Origin of the sequence: Propionispora sp. 2/2-37 (assembly GCF_001298735.1) — a bacterium.
Lineage (GTDB): Bacteria > Bacillota > Negativicutes > Propionisporales > Propionisporaceae > Propionispora.
The window spans coordinates 89,885-113,997 of sequence record NZ_CYSP01000011.1 but is presented as its reverse complement, the minus strand read 5'-3'; the positions used below and the strand labels follow the sequence as shown (position 1 = coordinate 113,997).

Below are 24,113 nucleotides of genomic sequence, written 5' to 3'. Positions count from 1 at the left end.
ACATACAGTAAGGCGAGGTTGCAATGGTTAAGATTCATACTCTTACGCTGGGGTTTGCCAATGCGTTGCTGGTGCAGGCGCAGGGGATTATTCTTGTGGATACGGGGATACGGGTTTCGCAGGATAAATACAGAGCGGCGTTTGTCGAACTGGGAATACATATGGAGGATATACAGCTCATTGTGATTACCCACGGTCATGCCGACCACTTTGGCCATGCTGCCGACTTGCAGGAATGGACCGGTGCACCGGTGATGTGTCACCGGCTGGCGGTTAAGGCTTTGGCGGGAGGCGAGCAGGCGCCGGTAGTGCCGCGTAATGCGCTGGGAGAGAGGGCCCTTAAATTGTTGCGTCCCAATTTGCCGCTTTTGGCGCGTCCGGTTCAGCCGGATCTTGTTATGGATGAGGCAGCGTTTGACCTGCATCCTTACGGTATACCGGGAGAGATCATAGCCACGCCGGGGCATACCGACTGTTCTCTTTCGCTGCTGCTTGACTCCGGAGAGGCTATCGTGGGCGATATTCTGGTTCCTTCGCCTTTTAGCGGGGAGCCGTGTCTGGCATATTTTGCCACAAATGAGCAGGCTTTGCTGGCCAGTATGAAGCGGCTTTTGCAGCAGGCCCATACCTTTTACGGCGGTCATGGCGGGCCATTTACAAAGGACGAAGTTTTAAAATTATTATGAAGGTCTATCCAAGCTCGTGGCGGATGGAAGGGGGAAATCCCTTTTCCTGGTGCGACGGGCTTTTCCTTATGGTTTTCAAGCATATTTAGCGGAGGTAGTGCATGAGTGTATTAAAAGAAACCCTTGCGAAAATAGGAGATATAGATCACCGGACGGCAGAAGCCGTTAAAGCCCGCTTAGAAGCAGGGGGAGCGGCGTTTGCCCAAGTCGGGAGACTAAAAGATTTGGTGGTACAATATGCCGGTATAACAGGGCAGGCGGAACCGGCACTGCCGAAAAGCTGTATGGTAATTGCCTGTGCCGATCACGGTGTGGCCAGACAAACTGTCAGTGCTTATCCGATTGAAACAACGGCGCAAATGACCAGAAATTATGTATGTTCACGGGGGGCCAGTGCCAATGCGCTGGCTAATTTCTGCGGTTCGGAAATGGTAGTTGCCGATGTGGGGGTTGCCGCAGATTTAGCAGAGGTTCCCGGTCTGTGGCACCGTAAAATCGCTTACGGCACCAATGACTTTACGCAGGGACCGGCCATGACCAGACAGCAAGCCGTACAGGCTCTGGAAACCGGCATTGAAATCGTCACCGACCGGGTTAAGGCGGGAATTACCTGTTTTAGCCTGGGGGAAATGGGCATCGGCAATACGACGGCCAGTGCCGCTATTGTTTCTTTATTTACCGGCATTTCGCCCCGGCAGGCTACCGGGCGGGGGACCGGGATTTCCGATGAACGGCTGGTAGTGAAAATCGGTCTGGTGGAAAAAGCGCTGGCGGTCAACAGGCCGGATGCGGCCGATGGCCTGGATGTGCTAATAAAAATCGGCGGGTTTGAACTGGGTACGCTTGCCGGGGTCATTCTGGGGGCTGCCGCCAATCACTGCATGGTAGTGATTGACGGTCTAAATACGACGGCAGCGGCACTGCTGGCCTGCGCTATTGCGCCGGACAGCAGGAAATATCTGGCTCCATCGCATCTTTCCGGGGAACCGGCGCATATTGTGGCATTGCGGTTCTTAGGCCTGACCGCTATGCTGGATTTAGGCATCCGCTTAGGAGAGGCTGTTGGTGCTTCCTTTGTTATTCATATGCTGGGATTTTCGGTTAAACTGCTGCAGGGCAAGTTGCAGGAGGAGCACGGCACCTCCTGGTTTACTAAAAATACCCAAAACCTTTTGGCGGGACCTTTGCCGCCCACTGTTCAACCGTTAAACAGGCAGGCCATGGATCGCTGCCAATTACGGATTGACAACCTGACCAAACCGCTGGGCTGTCTGCACGCACTGGAGCATTTGGCCTGTAAGTTGGCGGGAATTACCGGTCAGCCCAGACCGCCGCGTATGCTGAAAAGGAGTATTTTGCTGTTGCAGGAGAGAGGACGGGCTGGAGATTGCGGCTTAACAGCCGCTTGCATAGCCGCGGAGCATGTCGGGGCTAACCTGGTCATGGTTGAAACGAATCCGGCTTCCGGCTGCGTTACCGAATCCGATCTGAGGCGGGCTATTACTCAGGGAAGCAGTCTGGCGGCTGCTCAAACTGCAGCCGGAGCGCGCATTATCGGGATAGGAACCCTGCAAACGGCGGAGGTCGCTGCCGCCCTTGCTGTAATAGCTTATTGTACAGCTGCCGACATAGATACATTGACCCCCGAAGAACTTCCTCCCGGCGTGGCCGGCAGGGCAAAACAACTCTATCATACTTTGCAGGAAAGAAAACTGCCGCAAGACCCTGTTGCTTTACTGGCAGCGGTAGGCAGCCGGGAAATGGGCATTATGCTGGGAATCATTCTTGGCTCTGTGGCCGGAAAAGCGGCCGTGGTGCTGGACGGAGTGATTACGGCCGCTGCTGCGCTGCTGGCGGCCAGAATGGTACCGGCGGTACAGGCCTATCTGGTCGGGGCGCATTATTGTAAGTTGCTTGCGCAGAAGACCGCCTTGGCTGAGCTGGAAGTTCCGGCCTATCTATATCTGGATATAGGCTTTCATGAGGGGGTTGGCGCTGCTTTGGGTATAGGCATTCTGGATGCTGCCTTGCATATGCTGAACGATATGAAAACCTTTGGCGAGGCGGATGTTGCTGTCGCCCAGGACGGCATCGGCGCGGGAAGACAGGATAAAAATGTCCGGGATTAGCTTATGCCTGCCGATTCTTCGTTATTGACTTGGAGAAATGGGTACTTTATACTGTGAAATAAGAGAAAATGAGGGGGCCGTATTGGCGGTTACAGCAGCATGTTTACGAATCATCGGATGGTGCTGCTGCAGAGGATGAGATAGGAGAGTTATATGAGAAAAAAATACTCGGGAATTATTTTTGACTTTAACGGCACGTTGTTTTTCGATACAGATAAGCAAACCGAATCCTGGAGCGTGATGGCGGAAAAACTGAGGGGCTGTCCGGTAAGCGACCATGAAATGGCTACGTTTATAATGGGCAGGCCTAATAAGGTAACCATAGAGTATTTGCTTGGCAGGCCGGTGTCGGACGAAGAAGGAGACCGGCTTGTTCAGGAAAAGGAAATCATCTACCGTGAATTGTGCCGCCGGGATGCGTGCCATGTCAGGCTGGCTCCGGGAGCGGTAGAACTGCTGGATTATGTAACCGATCACCATATTGCCTGCACCATTGCCACCGGCTCGGAAATCAGCAATGTTAACTTTTATTTTGAAATGTTTCAACTGGAAAAGTGGTTCAGCTTTGATAAAGTGGTCTATGATGACGGACTGCTACCGGGAAAACCGCACCCGGAAATCTATATAAAATCCGCTGAAAATCTGGGACTGACCCCTGAACAATGCATCGTGTTTGAAGATGCGGATGCGGGTATTGAGGCGGCACGGCGGGCCAATATCGGCAAAATCATTGCCATCGGACCACAGCAGGTGCATGGACGCCTGCGCGAACTGGCCGGTGTGCAACTGGTGATCAGTACGTTTACGGAATTTGATAGAGAAGGTCTTTTAGCAGCAGGCTGATCAGGGGGCGTAAGCAGCGTACGCTAACGACTGCCGCCGCGCAGACGGATCTTTTCAAATTCCTGGTTTCTGGTGACTCCCAAAGTATTGATTATCAGGAATGGTGAACTGCCCCGATGAATGGAACATGAATAAAAAATCAGAGTAAGAGCAAAATATGGACAAAGTATGGTGCACCCTATATGACTGCAGGGTGCTTTTTTGTCGCTAATTTAAATTTTGTCAACAAGTTTTGTGACGAAAACCGATTTTCATTTGCTTGATAAGCTATTTAGAATAATTTATAGTTATAAGTGAAGGAGGCTATTAAATCTTGTCAACAAATTAAAGGGGGTAAATGAGAAATGCAGAATTCTTCCATTGTCCAGACCGAGCAAGCTGGGGCGCGGGTGGCCATTCAAAAGTTTGGCAGGTTCCTGAGCAGTATGGTTATGCCGAATATTGGCGCCTTTATTGCATGGGGGTTTATCACGGCTTTATTCATTCCTACCGGATGGATTCCCAATGAAAGTCTGGCAAAACTGGTTGGCCCGATGATTACCTTCCTGTTGCCGCTGTTAATTGGTTATACCGGCGGCAAAATGATTCATGATTCACGCGGCGCGGTCGTCGGTGCGGTGGCTACCATGGGGGTTATCGTCGGTGCGGATATTCCGATGTTTCTTGGCGCTATGGTAATGGGTCCGCTGGGCGGCTGGGCAATTAAAAAGGTGGATAAGGCCTTTGAGGGAAATGTCCGCTCCGGTTTTGAAATGCTGGTTAATAATTTTTCAGCAGGCATTGTTGGCGCAGTTTTAGCACTTTTAGCATATAATGGAATCGGGCCGGTTGTCGCAGGCTTAAGTAAGGCATTGGCTGCAGGCGTTGCGGTCATCCTAAATGCAGGATTATTACCGTTAGCCAATATTTTTATCGAACCGGCTAAAGTTTTATTCTTAAATAACGCAATTAATCATGGCATTTTAAGTCCGATCGGGCTGGATCAGGCAGCTAAAGCAGGCCAGTCTATCATTTTTTTGTTGGAACCAAATCCCGGACCCGGACTTGGTATTTTACTGGCCTATTGGCTGGTCGGCCGGGGCAATGCCAAACAATCGGCTCCAGGCGCGGTCATTATTCATTTCCTTGGTGGTATTCATGAGATTTATTTCCCGTATATTCTGATGAATCCCCGCTTGATATTAGCGGCTATGGGTGGCGGCGTAGCCGGCACACTTACTTTTCAGGCACTGGGGGCCGGTTTGGTGGCCGTTCCTTCTCCGGGCAGTATTTTTGCCTTGATTGCCATGGCACCTAAAGGCGGGTTGATGTCAGTGCTGGCCGGTGTTACTGTGGCTGCAGCCGTATCCTTCTTCATCGCTTCGGCTCTGTTGAAAATGGGTGGACAGGCTGAAGAAGAGAATTTGGATCAGGCTACAGCGAAAATGCAGGAATTAAAGGGTAAAAAAGTTCAGTCAGTATCGGCAAAAGCGGTAAATAAAGTAGTGTTTGCCTGTGATGCGGGCATGGGTTCGAGTGCCATGGGCGCTTCCATTCTCCGGAAAAAATTTAAGGATGCAGGTTTGAACATCACCGTGGTCAATACTGCCATTAATGAACTGCCGGCAGATGCCGATATTGTTATTACCCAAAAAACATTAACCGAGCGTGCTCAGGGGAAGTTGCCGGAGGCCGAGCATATTTCCATTGAGAACTTCTTAAACAGTCCGGAGTATGACGAATTAGTGAAACGCTTATCATAATAAAAAATCACGCTAGTTGTCTTTTTCAGCTAGCGTGAGCTCTTTTTATTTATTGGTGAGGTAGATTCTTATGAGCGTCAGTTCAAGACAACGCATGATTTTAAATATTTTGCTGGATGAACCGCGGGAAATCACGATCAAGGAAATTGCCGAGCGGGTTGAGGTCAGTACCCGTACGGTGCATCGCGAATTAAACGGAATGGAACCCTTACTGGCAACATATGGGCTGCAGCTCATAAAAAAGTCCGGCATTGGGGTCGTACTGGAAGGGGCTGCAGAACAGAAAGAGGAATTGCAGCTTTCTTTATATAATCAGACCGCGGTGGAATATCTGCCGGAAGAACGAAAATTACTGATTCTTTGTCAGCTTTTGGAAGCCACCGAACCAATTAAACTGATTTCCTTAGCCTATGACCTGAAAGTCACGACGGCAACCATCAGCTACGATTTGGATGAAATTGTGAAGTGGCTTGACCGCTATGATTTGTTGCTGATCCGGAAACGGGGCTATGGTGTCGAATTGACCGGAACGGAATCGGCCAAACGGAAGGCTATGGGCGACCTGATTGCTGAAAACCTTGGCGAGTTTGAACTCCTGGAGGTTTTAAAAGATAATATCCATGGCAAATCCATGGGAAATATTAATACGGTATCCGAGCGACTGCTGGGGTTAATTGAAAAAGAAAAGCTGATTATGATTGAAAATTCGCTGCGCAATCTGGAACAGGAACTGCCGTATCCGCTGGCAGACAGTTCGTTTATCGGGCTGGTTATTCATCTGGCCCTGGCCATTGAACGCATTGAAAAGGGTGAACAAATTACATTTGATGAAGTTTATTTGCAGGAACTGAAGGGGACATCGGAGTTTGAGATAGCGGAGACCATAATTCAGCGATTGCGCAGCATGTTTCAAATGGATATCCCCGATTCGGAAATTGGTTATATTACCATGCATTTACGCGGAGCCAAATTAAGAAGCTCCCATGAAGACTGGTTTAACTTTAAAAATCTGGAACTGGCGGCAAAAGTTAACCGGATGATCCGCTACTGTGAAGAACGGTTGGGTGTATCCTTTCATGAGGACACCACCCTGACTCAGGGCTTGCTTACTCACATTGAACCCGCCCTGTACCGTATTCAGAAAAACATGAAGATCCGTAATCCCCTGCTGGATGAAATAAAGGGCCGGTATAACCACTTATTTATGGTGTTAAAAGAAGCGGTGGAAGACGTCTTTGGCGACATCTCCGTCCCGGAGGAGGAAATCGGGTATCTGGTGATGCATCTGGGAGCGTCGCTGGAGCGTATGGGTCAGCATGCTTCCCGCTACCGGGCGCTGGTCGTTTGTTCCAGCGGGATCGGGTCTTCGAAAATTTTAGCCAGCCGGATTGAAAAAGAATTGCCGTATATCGGTCTGGCAAAAAATATATCTTTGTTTGATATCGATAAAATACCGGAACAGGATTATGATTTGATTATCTCCACCGTACCTTTGTCACTTAGGAAAAAAGACTATGTGCTAGTAACACCGCTGCTGACTAAGGAAGATATTCATAATATTAATCTGTTCCTTAGAGAGGTAACACAGCGGTCTCCGCAATGGAAAGCATCCGAAAATCCCGGCAGCGAACAGTTGCTGGGGGAATTGAAAGCCTGGCAGGCATATATTGCCCATACCTTCTCCGTTATTGAAAATTTTCGTTTTGATACAATCTGCAATCAAAACATGCATATAGAAGAAGTGGTTGACCGGATTTGCCAGCAACTACAGCAGGAAGGAAGCATCCGTGATAAAAATCAAGTGATTGCCAAACTGCTGGAAAGGCAGAGAATGGGCGGTCTTGGTATCCCCCATGCGCAAGTGGCGCTGTTTCACAGCAAAACAGAGGCGGTGGTTACACCGGTGGTCCGGCTCTATTATCTGGAGATGCCGCTGTCTGTCAAATCAATGGATAAGACGTGCATCGATGTAGATAAAATCCTCGTATTGCTGGCTCCGCAGAGTATTGCCAAAGAGGGGCTGGAAGTATTAAGCGAAATCAGCTCCCTGCTGATTGAGGAAGAGGTTGTGAAAGTGCTGGCATCAAGGGATGTCCGGCAGATTACGGCGTTTTTGGTAACCCAATTGCACAAATATATTTTAGCAAAGATAAAAAAGGAGCGATAATCATGAGCCAGATAGCGATAACCAAAGATAACATTAAATTAAATGCCAGTCCGGCCGATAAAAGGGAAGCCATTGCTCTGGCCGGACAGCTTTTGGTGGATGGCCGGCATGTGACCGGCGAGTATATTGAAAAAATGTATAAACGGGAAGAACTGACGACGACCTATATCGGCAACGGCGTAGCGATTCCTCACGGTACCAACGAATCCAAACCGTTTATTAAATCGTCCGGGATTTCCATTGTGCAGGTGCCCGGCGGCGTGGATTTTGGCGAGGGGAATACAGCCTATCTGCTGATCGGCATTGCCGGTGTGGGTGATGAACACCTGGAGATTTTGTCCAATATTGCTATCGTCTGCGCGGAAGAGGACAGTGTAAAAAAGCTTGTCCAGGCAACGACGAAAGAAGAAATTATCGAGCTCTTCGAAAGGGGAATGTAAGCATGCTGGCGGTTCATTACGGTGCCGGTAATATCGGCAGAGGGTTTATCGGGCAGCTGCTGTACCGGGCAGGCTATGAAGTTTGTTTTGTGGATGTTAATCAGGAACTGGTGGAAGAAATAAATCGGCGGAAAGAATATACCGTTATGCTTGCTGCAGAAGACCATGCCGCTTGTACTGTAAAAAATATCAGAGCGATTGACGGCAGGGACGAAGAGGCGGTTGCCCGGGAGATTGTGGCTGCAGACCTGGTAACAACGGCTATCGGTCCTAATATTCTTAAATTTATTGCTCCGATCATTGCCAGGGGGATTGCCCTCAGGCTGCAGCAGGGCGGTAAGCCCCTCAATGTAATTGCCTGTGAAAATATGATCGGCGGCAGTTCGACCCTTAAGTCCTTTGTCTATGGGGCATTAAGTGAGCAGGAGAAGAAAACGGCAGCGGAGAAAATCGGTTTTCCCGATGCTGCCGTGGACCGCATTGTGCCGCTGCAGAAAAATGAGGATAAACTGCTGGTAACGGTTGAGCCGTTTTATGAATGGGTTGTTAATCAATCGCAGGTCATCGGAAAAGTCCCGGCTATTGAGGGTGTTACCTATGTTGATGATTTGAAACCGTATATTGAACGCAAGCTGTTCACGGTGAATACCGGTCATGCAACAGTTGCTTATCTGGGATATTTATACGGTTTTGACAGTATCGACAGGGCTATTCAAGATACGCATATTTTGTCGCTGACAGAGAAAGTGCTTCAGGAGACAGGGGCCATGCTGGTGGCCAAATATGGTTTTGATAAAGAAAACCATCAGGCTTATATTAATAAAATCATAAACCGGTTTAAAAATCCGCACATCACTGACGAAGTCACTCGCGTGGGGCGTTCACCCCTCCGGAAATTGTCGCCAAACGACCGTTTGGTAAGTCCCGCCGTACAAGCGCTGCGTTATGGCATTTCTCCGTCCGGACTGGCAATCGTCATTGCCGCCGCCTTGTCCTTCGATTATAAACAAGACCCGGAAGCGGTGGAAGTACAAGTTTCGATCCGTGAAGCAGGCTTGGAAAAAACCATTGAAAAATATACGGGTGTTGCAGCGGATTCACCCTTATTTACGGACATCGTTGAAAACTATCAAAAACTGAAAGCCCGTTAAACGATGATTGGCAGCCTGGCAAAACAGCAGCATATAAGCTGCCAATATCCTTGTTTAAACCAACAAGTCCGGTTCGGTTCAGTTTCCGGTTCAGAACTGCATAGTGGCTACCGGCAGCATTCGCTGACGCAGTGTTCCGGGGCAAGGCGTGGGGGAAGCATAATTGTTGAAGCTTTTTCATATGTTGATAAAGGTGATGTAGAATCGCTGAAAGTGCGCTACTACTTTCCTGGAGGTGACATTATGCTCTCCCCCAGCTTAGAAGATTACCTGGAGGAAATTTACCGGTTTACCGCTAACCGTCATGTGGTACGTGTTACCGATATCAGCCATAAGCTCGGGGTATCCCTTCCTTCGGTGACGAAAGCCATGGGCAAACTGCGGACTGGCGGTTATATTACTTATCAAAAATACGGCATGATTGATCTCACCGATAAAGGCCGGCAGATGGGCTGTTATCTGGTTGAACGCAATACCCTGCTTCAGGATTTTCTGCGGACTTTGTGTGCCAACTGCGATGTGGCGGCCGAAGCGGAGGCGATGGAACATTATCTGTCCCAGGCAACGATTGTTTCCATCCGGCGGTTTATGGTTTTTATTCAGGAAAATCCCGATGTTTACCGGAGGTTTTTAGAGTATGTTCCGGCGGTGCGGCAATCGTAAATAATAATAAAGGACTGCGACGTCCCTTGGGGAGGTTGCAGTCCTTTATTCGTGAAAAAGACTTACGCAGGTTTGTTTGAAAGCAAAAGAAAAAGAAGGCAACGGACCAACCGTTATAAAGCGGCTACTTTAAGTAAACCGGGGGATTCCTGCAACTCGATATACTGATTAATGCTGGCGATAAACGATTTATCACCGTCCAAAAGCCGTAAGGCCACCCAGCGGGGATTGAGTTTGGTTCCGACCAGCCGGCTAATATCCGGCAGCAGTTGTTGTACGGCTTCTTCCACCTGTGAAGAGTAACGAAGCTGACGGGGCTTAGTTTTGCGCAGACCGGTACTAACCTGATAAACCGCATCCTTTAATGAATGCAGACCTTCGCCTTTGCGGGCGGCAGTAGCTACAACGGGCACCCCCAGTTCGGACTCCAGCCCCTGCAGGTCAATGGTGATCTGTTTTTTTCTGGCTTCATCCATCAGATTGATACATACAATGCACTTGGGAGTGATTTCCATAATTTGCAGCGCTAAATTTAGATTGCGCTCCAGGCAGGTGGCATCCAGAACCACCAGCGTGGCATCAGGCCGACCGAAGCAGATAAAATCGCGGGCAACTACTTCTTCCACCGTGTGGGCCAGAATGGAATAGGTTCCCGGCAGGTCAACCAGTAAAAAGGGCTGTTTCAGGTATTCAAAAGAACCCTGTGCATTATCCACGGTTTTTCCCGGCCAGTTGCCGGTGTGTTGATGCAGGCCGGTCAAGGCGTTAAATACGGTGCTTTTGCCGACATTGGGATTGCCGGCCAAGGCAACGACATATTGATCCGGCTCCGGATGTATTCCAAAAAGGCCGGGCAGAGCACGGGATATTTTCCTTGCTTGCAGATCCACCGTTGATCACCTCCGGCATTAAATGGGATGAACTCTAATCTGTCTGGCATCATGACTGCGCAGCGCTATCGTTGTGCCGCGCACGCGATAGGCAACAGGATCGCCGGCAGGACTGCGGCGAATGCATTCCACGGAGGTACCGGGGAGAATGCCAAGATCCAGCACTCTTCTTTTTAGTAGACCATCCAGATCAACAGAAGAAATTTTACAGGTCGTTCCAATGCAGATATCGGCTAACGATACCGGGTTATTCGTTTGATTCATGTGGCCATCTCCTTTTGCTGTTAGCTGTACTGGGCATCTTTAGGGTTTATGCCGGGGTTAGCTAAAGCTAACACTGTTTTTTTATCCCTATGGTATAGAATATGGCGCTGCCGGGAATTTGGTACCCAGGCCGGCAGGAATTTTTATCGCTGTGTCAGCCGGTGTTTTCCGGTATGAGGAGGATTAATGTATTGACAGAAAGAATTCGATAAGTGGTTATGTTGTAAAGGAAACCGGCATATTCCTGGACGATTTTTTCAGATTTTTGACGGAAGAGGTTTAAAGCGTATGGCAAGGTAGAACACTAACCAAGATAAAAGAAGAGTATGATAACCAACGGAGGAAAGTATGAAAAAAAAAGTATGGCAATATATTGCCATAGCCATTGGCTGTTTTATCTGCAGTATTTCCATCAATCTGTTTTTAGTGCCTCATCAATTGCTTAGCGGTGGAATCAGCGGGGTTGCCATCATCCTGTATTTATTATTCGGCTTGCCGATCGGGATACAGACCTTTGTGTTTAATATTCCCTTGATCTATGCCGCTTACAGGCAACTAGGCCGGACTTATACCCTGACAACCATTTATGGAATCATCGTTTTTGCTGTCGCGGTTGACGCCACCCAGTTTTTGAAAGGGTACCATCCTCTGAGTGATCCGCTGCTGTCGGCTATTACCGGCGGCTTTGTCAGTGGAATCGGGTCCGGACTGATATTCCGGGTGAACGGCAGCGCCGGTGGTCTGGACGTGGTTGCAGCCATCATAAAAAAGCATTATTCGTTTAATGTGGGAGTCGTTGGCTTCAGCTTTAACTTTATCATCATGCTTGTTGCCGCCTGGCTTTTCGGATTGCAGCTGGCTGTTTTAACCTTAATTTCCATGTTTATTGCCGCCAATATGACCGATAAAGTGATAGAAGGCTTTAACCGCCGCAAAGTGGTGTATATTATTTCCTATAATACGGAGGAAATTTCCCGCTCCATTTTGCAGGAAGTAGGGCGTGGCGCCACTATTTTACGGGGGGAGGGCGCTTTTACCCGTCAGGACAAGCAGGTGATTTTTGTGGTTGTCAGTCTGATGCAGATTGCCAAGCTGAAGTTTTTAGTACAAACAGCCGATCCCCAGGCATTTATGATTGTCAGCGATGCGGCGGAAGTGCTGGGCAGGGGCTTTACCCTGCCGGGGACCAAAGGAATTTGAACTGCTGCCAAAGAGAACATTTTCCAGGTGGACGGTTTCCCTTTTCCGGGTGTTTTGCGGTGTAATGGGTATACTAGGAAGGAAGGGAGTGACTCAATATCATAGCCAATGGAAAATACTCTCAGGTAGCATCCTATACCCTGCCGCCGGAAGAAGTAGAAAGGTTGCTGGCAGAAAAGTATGGCGACAAGCTGGAACCGGTGGATACCGTCAAACTGGCCCAACAAAATCTTAAACGGCAAAAAATGGAGCGATTTGCCCAATAGGTTTTTGGATTTATGAGAATGCAGCGCAGGAAAAGCCGCTAGCTGAAGCGGTTTTTCCTGCGCTGCGTTTTGTACTGGAAAATGATCGTTTAACGGAAATATCCTGACGGGACCACGCATATAGTTGTTAAAGAACGGCATAACGGTAAGGAAGTGTTGAATTTGCAGTCCATGCTGGTAAGAAAGAACCGTTTTTATTTTGCCATAGCTTCATTGATTTTTGTCAGTTTGCTCGCTAGTTTGATCGGGTTTGAATTTTGGGATGAACAGGAGCTCGCGGCCATCCCCAATCAGCCGGCAGTTCCCCCTGCCGGCAAGGTTTCCCTGGTGGTAAAGGTGCAGGAACGGATGCTGGAGGTATATGATGACGGTGTTTTATATAAACAATACCGCATTGCCGTAGGCGACAGCGATACGCCCACGCCGGTCGGCGACTGGACGGTAATCTGGAAAGCGCACCGGTCAGGTGATATCATGGGTACCCGTTTCATGGCACTTGACGTTCCCTGGGGAGGGTATGGTATTCATGGCACCAACCGGCCCTGGAGTATTGGACATTTTATCAGCAAAGGCTGTATCCGGCTGCGCAACCGGGATGTGGAAGAACTGTTCGAATGGGTACCGGTCGGGACTCCGGTGCGCATCGTGGATAAACCGCAGCGCATTGGGCGGATTTTGCGTTATGAGTCAATGGGAGCCGATGTAGTAGAGCTGCAGCGTAAATTAAGAGCGCTGGGATATCTGGAAGGGCGTGCCGACGGCTTCTTCAACCGGGATACCGAAACGGCTGTCAAGCGGTTTCAACATGACCGGGGACGGAAGCCTTCCGGCGTGGTGGATAAAGAAACCCTGAATTTACTGGGGCTTTGATATTAGGGCAGTGCAGCTTTATTTTCCTTTTTCCAGTTTTCCAGCAGCACCTGATTGAGGGCATTCAAATAGGCTTCGGCGCTGGCTTTAATAATATCCGTATCAACGGCTTTGCCGGAATGGATCATCCCCTGATGATTTATTTTTAAATGAACCCGGCCTAAGGCTTCATTGCCTTTGCTGATACTGCTGATCTTGTATTCCAACAGCTCTGCATCCAGGGCTACAATATTATTAATAGCCTGATACAAGGCATCGATAGGCCCGTCGCCGACGGCGCTGCCCATATGAAACTGATTACCGTATTTGAGTTTGATGCTGGCGGACGGGAAGAGATCGTTGCTGATTACCTGTAAATTGACCAATTCGTACAAGTTCTGGCTTGACACGCAAGGGCTTTCTTTCCGTGCGGCGAAATGGGCTTCGACAAGGTGGTATACGTCATGATTATAGACTTCTTTTTTCCTGTCTGCCAGTTTTAAAAAGCTTGCGAATAATTGTTCAAAATCGGTTTCGGGCAGTGGCTCCCGTAAAAACTGGGAAACGGCACTTTTAAAGGCATGACGTCCCGAACGGGCTGTCAGGATCAGTTCCATGCTTTCTACACCGACATCTTCCGGCCGTAAAATCTCATAGGTGCTGCGGTCTTTTAAGAGACCGTCCTGATGGATTCCGGAAGAATGGGCGAAGGCGTTATCACCGGTTACTGCTTTATTGACCTGCACCTCCAGACCCATTAAGTTGCTGACCAGGGTGGAGGTGTTTTTGATTTCTTTAGTTACGATATTGGTGTAGGCTCCGTAATAGCCGGAACGGAGCTTTATGCCGACAACCACTTCCTCCAGAGCCGCATTGCCGGCGCGCTCACCGATTCCGTTTAACGTACATTCGATTTTATCGGCACCGTTTTTCACGGCGGCCAGGGTATTGGCAGTAGCTAAACCGGTGTCGTTATGACAGTGGACGCTCAGCAGGACACTGTCGTTTATATTTTTCATGCGGTAGTTTATTTTCCGGATTAGCTCGCCAAATTCTTCCGGTACGGCGTAACCGACGGTATCCGGCACATTAATGATGGTAGCGCCCGCTTTTATGGCAGCTTCGATGGTTTTCCACAGGTATTCAAAATCGGCTCTGGTGGCGTCCTCGGTAGAGTATTGCACGTCGGGCAGTAATTTTTTTGCATATTTGACAGCCTCGATGCCCAGTTCCATAATTTCTTCTTTTGATTTTCGCAATTTATTTTCAATATGGGAATTGGAGACTCCCAGGACAATGTGGATCAGCGGCTGCTGTGCCTCTTTGATACTTTCGTAAACCGCGTCAATGTCGGCCTTGACGGCACGGGCCAGTGCCGTTATGGCCGGACCGTCGACGATTTCTCTGGCGATATGCCTTACTGCCTCGAAATCGCCCTGTGAGGAAATGGGGAAACCGGCTTCGATGATATCGACCTGAAGCGTTTTTAACTGCCGGGCGATTCGCAGTTTTTCCTGGATATTCAGTTTGGCTCCGGGAACTTGTTCGCCGTCCCTTAAGGTGGTATCCAAAACGGTAATTTTCCTTTGCATACGGGCATTCCTCTCTTCATTTTATATTTTTGCTCGGTTGGTGGTCAAATGAACAGGGCAGACACAAAAAACCCGTCTCTATGTATAGAGACGGGGTAAACTCGTGGTACCACTCTAATTGGTTCAGTTAAGAACCCTCTTTTTCGACGGCTAACACCATCTATCCCTGTAACGGTGGAACTCCGGCACACCCTACCTTATCGGGCTGCAGCTCACAGGTGAGTTCAAAGTTTACCATTTACCGAATCGCACCAACCTCCGGCTCTCTGAAAACATAATAAACCTCTACTAATCCCGGTCATTGCCATTTGCTGTATATCTTAGCTTACAGTCTAAAGCATACCGGAAAAACTGTCAATAGCTTCCCGGAAAATAAACTGGAGAATGGTGTCAGCATTCTTCAACAAGGCGGCCGTCAGTGCCGATAATGACAATACGCCAGGGAATCACCGCACCGCTGGCAGTCAGGGCGGCTTTAACCGCATTGGCCAGGCCGCCGCAGCAGGGTACTTCCATGCGCAGCAAGGTCAGGCTTTTAATGCTGTGCGCTTTCAATATGGCGGTTAATTTTTCGGCATAGTCGACGTGATCCAGTTTGGGGCAGCCGATCAGAGTGATTTTATTGCGCATGAAATCGTTGTGCAGGTTGGCATAGGCATAAGCGGCGCAGTCGGCGGCAATCAGGAGCTGTGCATTCTCAAAATAGGGAGCGTTGACCGGCACCAATTGAATTTGGCAGGGCCATTGCCTAAGCTGAGATGCCTGCTGTACGGCTACTGCCGGTGAAGGGGCAGCCGCTTCCTTGATGAGCCGGGCGCGGCTGCCGGGACAGGAAAAGGTGCCGGCAGCTTTTTCCTGTTTAGCGGCCAGGTGTTGTTTTACCAGAACCTCGTCAAAAGCAGCCGATTCCCGTTCTTCAATGGTGATGGCGCCGGTGGGACATTGCGGCAGGCAGGCTCCCAGCCCGTCGCAATAAGCATCGCCAATCAGTTGGGCTTTACCGTTAATAAGCTGCAGGGCTCCCTCGTGGCAGGCCTGAATGCAAAGTCCGCAGCCGTTGCATTTTTCTTCCTCTATAGCTATGATTTTTCTTAACATGGTCGACCTCCTGGCTGTCAATTGTTTTTGTAATCTCATTGTATTATACTATAGATAAAAAATCGGTAGCCGTGGCTACAGAAAACGGAGTGATTGTATCCTATGGAGAAGCAATTGTTGACGATATTGTCTCAAGCACCATTGTTTAGCGGAATTTCCCTGCCTGAATTGGATGCGATGCTTCGTTGTCTGCGGCCGGCGGTACGCAATTGCCACAAAGGCGGTTATTTGACGCGCGAAGGAGAAAGTCTTGACGGATTGGGACTCTTGTTAAGCGGTCAGGCGGCGGTAACCAAAGAAAATGCCGCAGGCAGCCGCAGTGTGATGGCCGTATTGCACCCCGGAGATATGTTTGGTGAAATGGTTGTTTTCTCCAAAGTGCGGTCATGGCCGGCCACGGTTGTGGCGCAAACCGATTGTTCGGCCGCTTTTTTGCCGCCGGAAAAAATGATGAGCGGCTGTACTGCGGTGTGTGGCGGCCACAGGCAGATGATATACAATTTGCTGCGTCTGCTGTCGGAACGGGCGCTGCAACTCAACCGCAAAGTGGAGTATCTGACCATCAGGGGTATGCGGCCCAAACTGTGCAGCTATCTTTTGGAACAATATAAACATTTTAGCAAAACGACCTTTGTTATGCCTCTTAACCGCAATGATCTGGCGGACTTTCTTCATGTTTCCCGTACGGCGATGTCACGGGAGTTGGGACGAATGCGGGATGAAGGTTTAATTGAATTTCACCGCAGTTCAGTTAAAATTAAGGATTTGGAGAGGTTAAAGAGGATGTGAGGAGTTTGTCGCGAATAATACCGTATAGCAAACTATTCAGAAAGGAAGGCAATTACCGTTCAGGAAGTAGCCGTTCAGTGAAATGAATGTTGTAGCCATAGATTTTGAAACCGCCAGCCGCAGCCGGTCCAGCGTCTGCAGTATGGCTGCCGTTACCGTGGAAAACGGGCAATTTGTGCGATCGGCATACGCGCTGATCCGACCGCCGGTCCTGACGTTTGATTATTGGAATACGCGGATTCACGGCATTACAGCCAAGGACGTACGGGACAAGCCGACGTTTGCCGAATTGTGGCAGCGTATTAAGCCCCATCTGGAAAATAAAATTGTGATTGCCCATAATGCCGCTTTTGATATCGGCGTGCTGCGCAGTGTATTGCAGGAATACCAGCTCGACAAACCTTCCTTCCGTTACGCCTGTACCGTAGACATTGCCAAAAAAGCCTGGGCCGGGTTGGAAAACTATAAACTGTCAACATTAGCGCAACGTTTTGCCATTCAGTTTGACCATCATCACGCCTTGCATGATGCACGGACCTGTGCCATGATTGCCCTGCTGGCCGGACAAAGCGTGCAGGCGGGAAGTTTTCAGCAGTTAGCCGCTGCCTTACAGGTGAAAGTGCGCGATTTTTGATCTTTTCTCTTTACGCGAAAAGATTTTTTTTATGTAATACAAAAACGAAACGACAGGGGTGCCAGGTTGCCGGTATGCTTGTCTGAAGATAAAGGAGTCAAGATGAGGTTATTTATTGCCGAAAAACCAAGTATGGGAGCGGAAATTGCCAAATGCCTGCCCGGACCGCTAATCCGCCGTGACGGCTATATTACTACCGGTGCCGGGATCGTGACCTGGGGCTATGGGCACATACTGCGGCAGGCTGAGCCGGAGGAGTATGATGCCCGTTACGGGAAATGGCGGCTGGAAGATCTGCCGATTATTCCCGCGGAGTGGAAGCTGGTGATAGCGGAATCCTCCCGGAAACAGTTTGAGATTGTCCGGGGACTGATTGAACAGGCCTCGGAGATTGTTCATGCCGGTGACCCCGACCGTGAGGGACAGCTGTTAATTGATGAAGTGCTGGATTATGTACAGAATACCAAGCCGGTTCAGCGTATTTTATTGCATGCACTGGATGAAAAAAGCATAAAAAAAGCTATTGCCAACCTGAGGGATAATCGCGATTTTTCTAATTTGAAACAGTCGGCACTGGCCAGGTCACGTGCCGACTGGCTGATTGGCATGAATTTGTCACGGGTGTATACGCTGGCGGCACAGCAGGCCGGCCACCGGGTCACTTTACCGGTGGGACGGGTCAAAACGCCAACGCTTGCCCTGGTGGTACGGCGGGAACGGGAGATTGCGAATTTTAAACCGGCTGACTATTTTACGGTCAAAGCCGATTTTAAGCATGAAAACGGTCTGTTCACAGCCTACTGGAAACCGGCTGAGGCCCAGCCCGGCTTAGACAGCGAAGGCCGGCTGGCGGATAAGACCATTCTGGAAGCGTTAACTGGTAAACTTTCCGGCGCGGCTGAAGCAGCCCGGATCGCCGCTTGTGACACTGCAGAGAAACGTGAACCCCAGCGGCTGCCGTTGTCATTATCGGCCCTGCAGGTCATTGCCGGAAAACGCTACGGCTACAATCCGCAGAATGTGCTGGATACGGCTCAGAAATTATATGAAAAAAAGCTGACCAGTTATCCGCGTTCTGATTGTGATTTTTTGCCCGAATCCCAGCACAGTGACGCCGGCGTTATTGTCGGCAATCTTCAAGCCATTGCCCAGCCGGAACTGGCCGGATGGTCCGCCGGTGCCGATACAGCCATAAGGAGCCGGGCCTGGAATGATAAAAAAATCACCGCCCATCATGCCATTATTCCTACGGTGGAACCCTGTGATTTCTCCAGGTTAAGCGATATGGAAAAGCATATTTATTTTCTGATTGCCCAGGCCTATCTGGCTCAGTTTTACCCGGTCCATTTGTACAGCCAGACGAAGATTGAAGTAACCTATGCAGGCGAGACCTTTACAGCCAGCGGACGCATCGTCAGGGAAGCAGGCTGGAAAGCACTGTACGCTGCCGAAGCGGAAGAAAAAAAGGAGGAGGAAGAAAGCCTGCTGCCGGTTATGGCGGAAGGTGACCCTGCCGATTTTGTCCAGGTTACGGCCGATAAAAAAACCACCCGGCCGCCTTTGCGGTTTACAGCGGCTACCTTGCTGGCAGCCATGAAGGAAATCCATAAATATGTTAAAAACCCGGAACTAAAAAAACAGTTAAAGGATGTCAGCGGTATCGGTACCGAGGCCACCCGGGCTACTATGATCAAGGAACTGGGACAGCGCGGTTTTTTGAAGGAAGAGGGGAAAAAACGCTATTTAGTGCCCACGGATTTTGCCTATCTTTTGATTGACGCCTTGCCGGATGATTTGACCTACCCTGATTCCACGGCCTTATGGGAACGTATACTCTATGATATGACCAACGGACAGGCCAGCTTAAGCGGCTTTCTGGCACAACAGATTCAGTTCACGCAGTCTATTTGCCGTACGGCAGCCCGGATTTCTTTTCCGCTTCAGGGAGAACATCCCTGCCCGCAGTGCGGGCAAGGTGTCCTGCAGCTTAAAAAAGGCCGGAACGGTAATTTTTGGGGCTGCTCCCGGTATCCTGCCTGTAAGGCTTCTTACGACGATCAAAACGGCCAGCCGCAAAAGCCGAAGTATAGCTGTCCGCGCTGCAAACAGGGGGCGCTGCAATTGATCAACGGCAAAAACGGAGCATTCTGGGGCTGTACCCGCTACCCTTCTTGTCGGGTCACCTTTAACGACAATCAGGGAGTTCCCGCCGCCCTGCTGCCGCCTGACGGAAAAACCAGGGAGGCCGATGGCGGATGAAAATCATTGTAGATGCCGATGCCTGCCCCAAAACCGTTCTGAGTATTTGTAAAAACATAGGCGGACAGTATGTCGTTCCAGTTTGGACGGTAGCCAGTTTTCATCACGTGATTGAATCGGATCATCACATTGTGGTTGGCGGAGATTCGCAGGAAGCCGATCTGAAAGTTATCAATCTGACGCAGGCCGGAGACCTGGTTATCACCCAGGATTGGGGGCTGGCTGCCATGGTGCTGGGCAAGGGAGCGGCTGCTTTAAGTCCGGGAGGACGGGAGTACCGGCCCGGACAGATGGATTTTATGCTGGAGGAGCGGGAACTTAAAGCCAAACTCCGGCGCAGCGGCGGCAGAACCAGGGGCCCTAAAAAACGGACAGCGGAAAACGATCAGGCTTTTGAAGCCGCTTTGGGGCGATTACTGGAAAAACTGCATACAACAAATTTGTGAAATACGTTCATCACAAAATAAGAAGGGAGTGTCTCAGCGGGTCTTAAGCCTGCTTCGGGACACTCCCTTCTTGGCTTAGCTAAGTAGGGAAACAAGGTGGCTGTTAAAAAATAAACCGATTCGTATTAAAGGAATTTTCAGAACTTTTAGCGAAATGGAAAATATTAGCTATTGAATTTTGAAAGGGGAGGAGTCTTGCGGGATGAAGATGGCAGCGGCTAAGATCTGGAAAAACATGCGGGGCGGGGCCTTCGGCAGGTCGTTAAAATTAAAATTTATTGCAGGTTTTATCGTTATCTCCGTTATTTTAAGTTCCATTAGTTTGGTAACCTTTTATATGCTGAAGTCGGCGATGGGCAAGCTGGACACCATGATCCAGATAACCATCGAAAGCAATGAGATTTATAATAAGGCGAAAGAATCGGAACCTTATCTGGCAGAGTTTTTAAATCTGAAAAAACGGGAGGACAAGCAAGTCATTGCCGATAATCTGCTGGCGATGCAGCGTCATCTGGATTATCTGGAGACTATCGTCAAACACAGTGAAAGCCAGAATAAACTGGGGTCGGTCCGGGCATTGACAGATAATTATGCAAGCCGTGTTCAGTCGCTGATCAGCTTGAACGAAGCCGGGAACTTATCGCAGGCGATAGTCGAACAGGAGAATATCGCCAAAGTGACAATGTTTTTAAAGGAAAGCATTGACGAGTTCATTGCCGTCGAATTGAGCAATGACAGGATCATCAAGGAAAGGATGGATCAGGAGGCCAAAATGACCGGTGCCGTGGGAATGGTGCTGATTCTTATGGTCGCCTGTGCCAGTGTTGCCGGGGCTGCCATGTTCTCGAACCGCGTAGCCAACGTGCTGGCCCGCATGGCCCGATATGCCCAGGACATTGCTGCGGGCAATCTCCTGACGGAAAAGCTGGAAGTGAAGACGAGGGATGATATCGATGTGCTGGCGCAGGCTTTTAATCAGATGACCGGAACGCTCCGGGAGGTTATTGGAAAAATAAATGCAACCAGCGGGCAGGTGGCCGGTTCGGCCGAGATATTAAAAACGGCCATACAGCAGAATTCTTCCGCCGTAGAACAAATTGCAGTATCCATACAGCAGGTATCCAGCGGCACCACCGAGCAGTTTCAGGCCTCGGAAAAGTCGGCCGCTATTATTGGGCAACTGTACGAGCGCAATAAAATTATTGCAGAAAATGCCGCCAGTGTTACCGATGCCGCCGGCAAGGCTATGAAAGCCGCCGGAACCGGCAATGAAAAAATGAGTGTACTGCTGCGGCAAATCGGCGTTATCGAAGAAAAAATTGTTGCCGCCAAGGATATTACCGACCACTTGCAGACGCGTTCGCAAAATATCAAAAAGGTTCTGGATGCCATTGGCAGTCTGGCCTCGCAAACCAATCTGCTGTCACTGAATGCCTCGATTGAAGCGGCGCGGGCGGGAGAATACGGACGGGGTTTTACCGTCGTGGCTGATGAAATCAGGAAATTGGCTAATAATACCTCCGAAGCCGCCAAAGAGATAACGGTTATGCTTCAGGACATTCAGAATCAATCAAAGTCCATTGCCGGCAGTATGGCGGCAGGAGTGGATGAGGTCAGGGAAGGCATGCAGATGGCCCAGGAGGCTATTGATTCCTTTGGCAATATTGTTAATACCAGTGAAAATGTACATGGACAGGTCAATATCATTAAGCAGGTTATTGAAGATATAGCCCAGGATATTTATCAAGTGGAAGAGGCCAGTAAACATATTGTCAAGATGGCCGGGGAATCTTCCCGTGGCAGCACGGAAGTAGCGGCCGCCGTGGAAGAACAGAGTGCCAGCATGCAGGAGATTCTTTCGTCAACAGCCGTTGTAGCCGACATGGCCGAGGAATTGAAGAACTGCGTGTTAAAATTCCAGATATAAACGGCTGAAATGGAACCCTGTTTTCTTTGACTCCTCTTTCCTTTAGTGATAGAATTTTTTAGCAGGATCAAAATGATGGCCGCAAAAAAAGGCGGCCGTCCTACTGATTTACGCAATATTAACCCGGTAAAGGATTTTAGATGTTATGCATATCATATCAATAGAGGAACTTAGCAAAAGTTATGGTGAGCGGATATTGTTCCGGGATATTACTTTAGGTATTGAAACAGGCGATAAAATCGGCCTGATTGGTGTGAACGGAACGGGAAAATCAACTTTTTTAAAAATCATGGCCGGACTGGTAACGGCAGACGGCGGACGGCTTGTAAAAGGCAGCAGCATACGGGTGGAATATCTGCCGCAGAATCCGACCTTTACGGCAGCGGCAACCGTGCTGGAACAGGTCTTCAAAGGACATTCGCCGCTTATGAAAGTATTGAGAGAATATGAGGCGGCACTTGCCGCTCAAAAGCAGGGACAGGCCGGGGGAGAACAGCGCCTGATTGCCCTGAGCCAGCAGCTGGACAGTCTGGATGCCTGGCAGTTGGAAAGCGAGGCCAAAGCAGTCTTGACCCGGCTGGGCATTACGGATTTTTCAGCACCGGTCGGTACCCTGTCCGGCGGACAAAAAAAACGCATCGCTTTGGCCAGTGCGCTGATTACACCGGCAGATATGCTGATTCTTGACGAACCGACCAATCATATCGACAATGCTACCGTAGCCTGGCTGGAAGAATATCTGCAGAAGCGTAAGGGAGCCTTGTTAATGGTTACTCACGACCGGTATTTTCTTGACCGGGTAGCCAATCGCATTATCGAGCTGGACCAGGGAAGGTTATATACTTACACCGGTAATTATAGTGTTTTTCTGGAGAAAAAAGCCGAACGGGAAGAGTTGGCGGAGGCCGGTGAACGTAAACGGCAAAACCTGCTGCGCAGGGAACTGGCCTGGATTAGGCGTGGTGCCCGGGCGCGCAGCACCAAACAGAAGGCCCGCATCGACCGTTTTGAAGAATTGAGCCGGGAGAAGAAGGATTTTCCGGAAGGAAAACTAGAGATGACGGCTGTCTCCAGCAGGCTGGGACGTAAAACCATCGAACTTGAGCATATTTATAAAAGCTTTCAGGGGACTTGCTTCATCCGGGATTTTAATTATATTGTATTACAGCGGGACCGGGTAGGGATTATCGGACTTAACGGACGGGGCAAATCGACGCTGCTAAACCTGATTGCCGGGAAACTTGCGCCGGATTCCGGGCAAATTATAACCGGGCAAACCGTTTCCATCGGTTATTTTTCACAGGAGAGCAGGGATATGGACGAAAGCATCCGGGTTATTGATTATATCAAAGAAGCCGGGCACGTAGTGGCCACCGGAGACGGCGGCACGATTACGGCGAGTCAGATGCTGGAGCGGTTTTTATTTCCGACTGCCCTGCAGTGGGTGCCGATTGCCAAATTGTCCGGCGGCGAAAGGCGGCGGCTGTATTTGCTGCGGGTGTTGATGGCGGCGCCCAATGTGCTGTTACTGGACGAGCCTACGAACGATCTGGATATTCAGACCTTAAGTGTTTTAGAAGATTATCTGGATAATTTTCCCGGTGCGGTCATCACCGTATCACATGACCGGTATTTTTTGGACCGGGTGGTGGACAAGATTTTTGCCTTTGAAGGACAGGGACAAATTAAGCTGTACAACGGCGGTTATTCCGATTATCAGGAGCAGGCCGGACCGGAGACAGAGAGTGATTTGACACCGTCAGCCGCCAAGATATCCAATCCGGCAGCCATTCCGAAACCAAAAGAAAAAAAGCGCAAACTTTCGTTTAAAGAACAGCGGGAGTACGATGAAATTGAGGATGTCATTGCCGGGGTGGAGGCTGAACTAAAAGCGGTTGAAGCAGGCATAGCGGCAGCGGGCAGCGATTTCAGCACACTGCAGGAATTAACGGTCCGGCAGCAGCAACTGGCAAGCCGTCTGGAGGAATTGCTGGAACGCTGGACTTACTTAAACGAACTGGTGGAAGCCATCAAGCAGCAATGAAGGATAAGTCAGTTCAAAGGAAGGAGATCACAGG

General features: G+C 49.6%; 20 protein-coding genes and 1 other annotated feature. Of the genes, 16 read left to right on the top strand and 4 right to left on the bottom strand.

Annotation, left to right across the window (positions count from 1 at the left end; translation table 11 throughout):
- The first annotated feature begins 23 nt into the window (after positions 1-23).
- The 8 genes from P22_RS13010 to P22_RS21200 all read left to right on the top strand — a co-directional run bounded on the left by P22_RS13010 (position 24) and on the right by P22_RS21200 (position 9,821).
- Entirely contained in the window at positions 24-686 is a 663-nt protein-coding gene (locus tag P22_RS13010; protein WP_054260678.1) for an MBL fold metallo-hydrolase, read from the top strand.
- Positions 687-787: 101 nt separating this feature from the next.
- Positions 788-2,815: a nicotinate-nucleotide--dimethylbenzimidazole phosphoribosyltransferase gene (gene cobT / locus P22_RS19955; RefSeq protein ID WP_069972821.1), complete on the top strand. Its 2,028-nt coding sequence runs from the start codon at positions 788-790 to the stop codon at positions 2,813-2,815.
- A 153-nt stretch (positions 2,816-2,968) separates the two neighbouring features.
- Complete coding sequence (locus P22_RS13000; protein WP_054260677.1) at positions 2,969-3,658, top strand: HAD family hydrolase; 690 nt, start codon at positions 2,969-2,971, stop codon at positions 3,656-3,658.
- Positions 3,659-4,002: 344 nt separating this feature from the next.
- The gene (locus P22_RS12995) at positions 4,003-5,400 is read left to right on the top strand and encodes a PTS mannitol transporter subunit IIBC (protein ID WP_054260676.1); all 1,398 of its coding nucleotides are present in this window, start codon (positions 4,003-4,005) and stop codon (positions 5,398-5,400) included.
- A 70-nt stretch (positions 5,401-5,470) separates the two neighbouring features.
- Positions 5,471-7,567, top strand: a complete 2,097-nt coding sequence (locus P22_RS12990; RefSeq protein WP_054260675.1) for a BglG family transcription antiterminator — start codon at positions 5,471-5,473, stop codon at positions 7,565-7,567.
- A 2-nt stretch (positions 7,568-7,569) separates the two neighbouring features.
- Positions 7,570-8,007: a PTS mannitol transporter subunit IIA gene (locus P22_RS12985; RefSeq protein WP_054260674.1), complete on the top strand. Its 438-nt coding sequence runs from the start codon at positions 7,570-7,572 to the stop codon at positions 8,005-8,007.
- 2 nt (positions 8,008-8,009) lie between these two features.
- Entirely contained in the window at positions 8,010-9,158 is a 1,149-nt protein-coding gene (locus P22_RS12980; protein ID WP_054260673.1) for a mannitol-1-phosphate 5-dehydrogenase, read from the top strand.
- Between the two features lie 3 nt (positions 9,159-9,161).
- On the top strand, positions 9,162-9,821 hold the full coding sequence (locus P22_RS21200) for a metal-dependent transcriptional regulator (protein WP_235814644.1): 660 nt from the start codon (positions 9,162-9,164) through the stop codon (positions 9,819-9,821).
- A 113-nt stretch (positions 9,822-9,934) separates the two neighbouring features.
- On the opposite strand, the gene P22_RS12970 is transcribed toward P22_RS21200, so the two are convergent.
- A complete protein-coding gene (locus tag P22_RS12970) occupies positions 9,935-10,711 on the bottom strand; it encodes a FeoB small GTPase domain-containing protein (RefSeq protein ID WP_054260672.1) in 777 nt (258 codons plus the stop codon).
- Between the two features lie 18 nt (positions 10,712-10,729).
- Positions 10,730-10,975 (bottom strand): FeoA family protein, encoded by a 246-nt coding sequence (locus P22_RS12965; RefSeq protein ID WP_054260671.1) that lies wholly within the window; start codon positions 10,973-10,975, stop codon positions 10,730-10,732.
- 348 nt (positions 10,976-11,323) lie between these two features.
- Here P22_RS12965 and P22_RS12960 point away from each other — a divergent pair, with 348 nt between their 5' ends.
- The gene (locus tag P22_RS12960; RefSeq protein ID WP_054260670.1) at positions 11,324-12,175 is read left to right on the top strand and encodes a YitT family protein; all 852 of its coding nucleotides are present in this window, start codon (positions 11,324-11,326) and stop codon (positions 12,173-12,175) included.
- Positions 12,176-12,612: 437 nt separating this feature from the next.
- Positions 12,613-13,311, top strand: coding sequence for a L,D-transpeptidase family protein (locus P22_RS12955; protein ID WP_373432679.1), 699 nt, complete (start codon positions 12,613-12,615; stop codon positions 13,309-13,311).
- A 2-nt stretch (positions 13,312-13,313) separates the two neighbouring features.
- On the opposite strand, the gene P22_RS12950 is transcribed toward P22_RS12955, so the two are convergent.
- The gene (locus P22_RS12950; protein WP_054260668.1) at positions 13,314-14,882 is read right to left on the bottom strand and encodes a 2-isopropylmalate synthase; all 1,569 of its coding nucleotides are present in this window, start codon (positions 14,880-14,882) and stop codon (positions 13,314-13,316) included.
- Positions 14,883-14,965: 83 nt separating this feature from the next.
- Positions 14,966-15,193, bottom strand: a binding site (T-box leader).
- A gap of 79 nt (positions 15,194-15,272) precedes the next feature.
- Entirely contained in the window at positions 15,273-15,980 is a 708-nt protein-coding gene (locus P22_RS12945; protein ID WP_054260667.1) for an ATP-binding protein, read from the bottom strand.
- A gap of 102 nt (positions 15,981-16,082) precedes the next feature.
- On the opposite strand from P22_RS12945, the gene P22_RS12940 reads away from it, so the two are divergent.
- The 6 genes from P22_RS12940 (at position 16,083) to P22_RS12915 (ending at position 24,079) form a co-directional block, all read left to right on the top strand.
- Positions 16,083-16,769, top strand: a complete 687-nt coding sequence (locus P22_RS12940) for a Crp/Fnr family transcriptional regulator (protein WP_054260666.1) — start codon at positions 16,083-16,085, stop codon at positions 16,767-16,769.
- Between the two features lie 82 nt (positions 16,770-16,851).
- A complete protein-coding gene (locus P22_RS12935; RefSeq protein ID WP_054260665.1) occupies positions 16,852-17,403 on the top strand; it encodes a 3'-5' exonuclease in 552 nt (183 codons plus the stop codon).
- 102 nt (positions 17,404-17,505) lie between these two features.
- Positions 17,506-19,662, top strand: a complete 2,157-nt coding sequence (locus tag P22_RS12930) for a DNA topoisomerase 3 (protein WP_054260664.1) — start codon at positions 17,506-17,508, stop codon at positions 19,660-19,662.
- Positions 19,659-20,108 (top strand): YaiI/YqxD family protein, encoded by a 450-nt coding sequence (locus P22_RS12925; RefSeq protein ID WP_054260663.1) that lies wholly within the window; start codon positions 19,659-19,661, stop codon positions 20,106-20,108. Before P22_RS12930 ends, P22_RS12925 begins: the two co-directional genes overlap by 4 nt.
- A gap of 202 nt (positions 20,109-20,310) precedes the next feature.
- On the top strand, positions 20,311-22,035 hold the full coding sequence (locus tag P22_RS12920) for a methyl-accepting chemotaxis protein (RefSeq protein WP_054260662.1): 1,725 nt from the start codon (positions 20,311-20,313) through the stop codon (positions 22,033-22,035).
- A gap of 145 nt (positions 22,036-22,180) precedes the next feature.
- Positions 22,181-24,079, top strand: coding sequence for an ABC-F family ATP-binding cassette domain-containing protein (locus P22_RS12915; protein WP_054260661.1), 1,899 nt, complete (start codon positions 22,181-22,183; stop codon positions 24,077-24,079).
- Positions 24,080-24,113 lie beyond the last annotated feature (34 nt).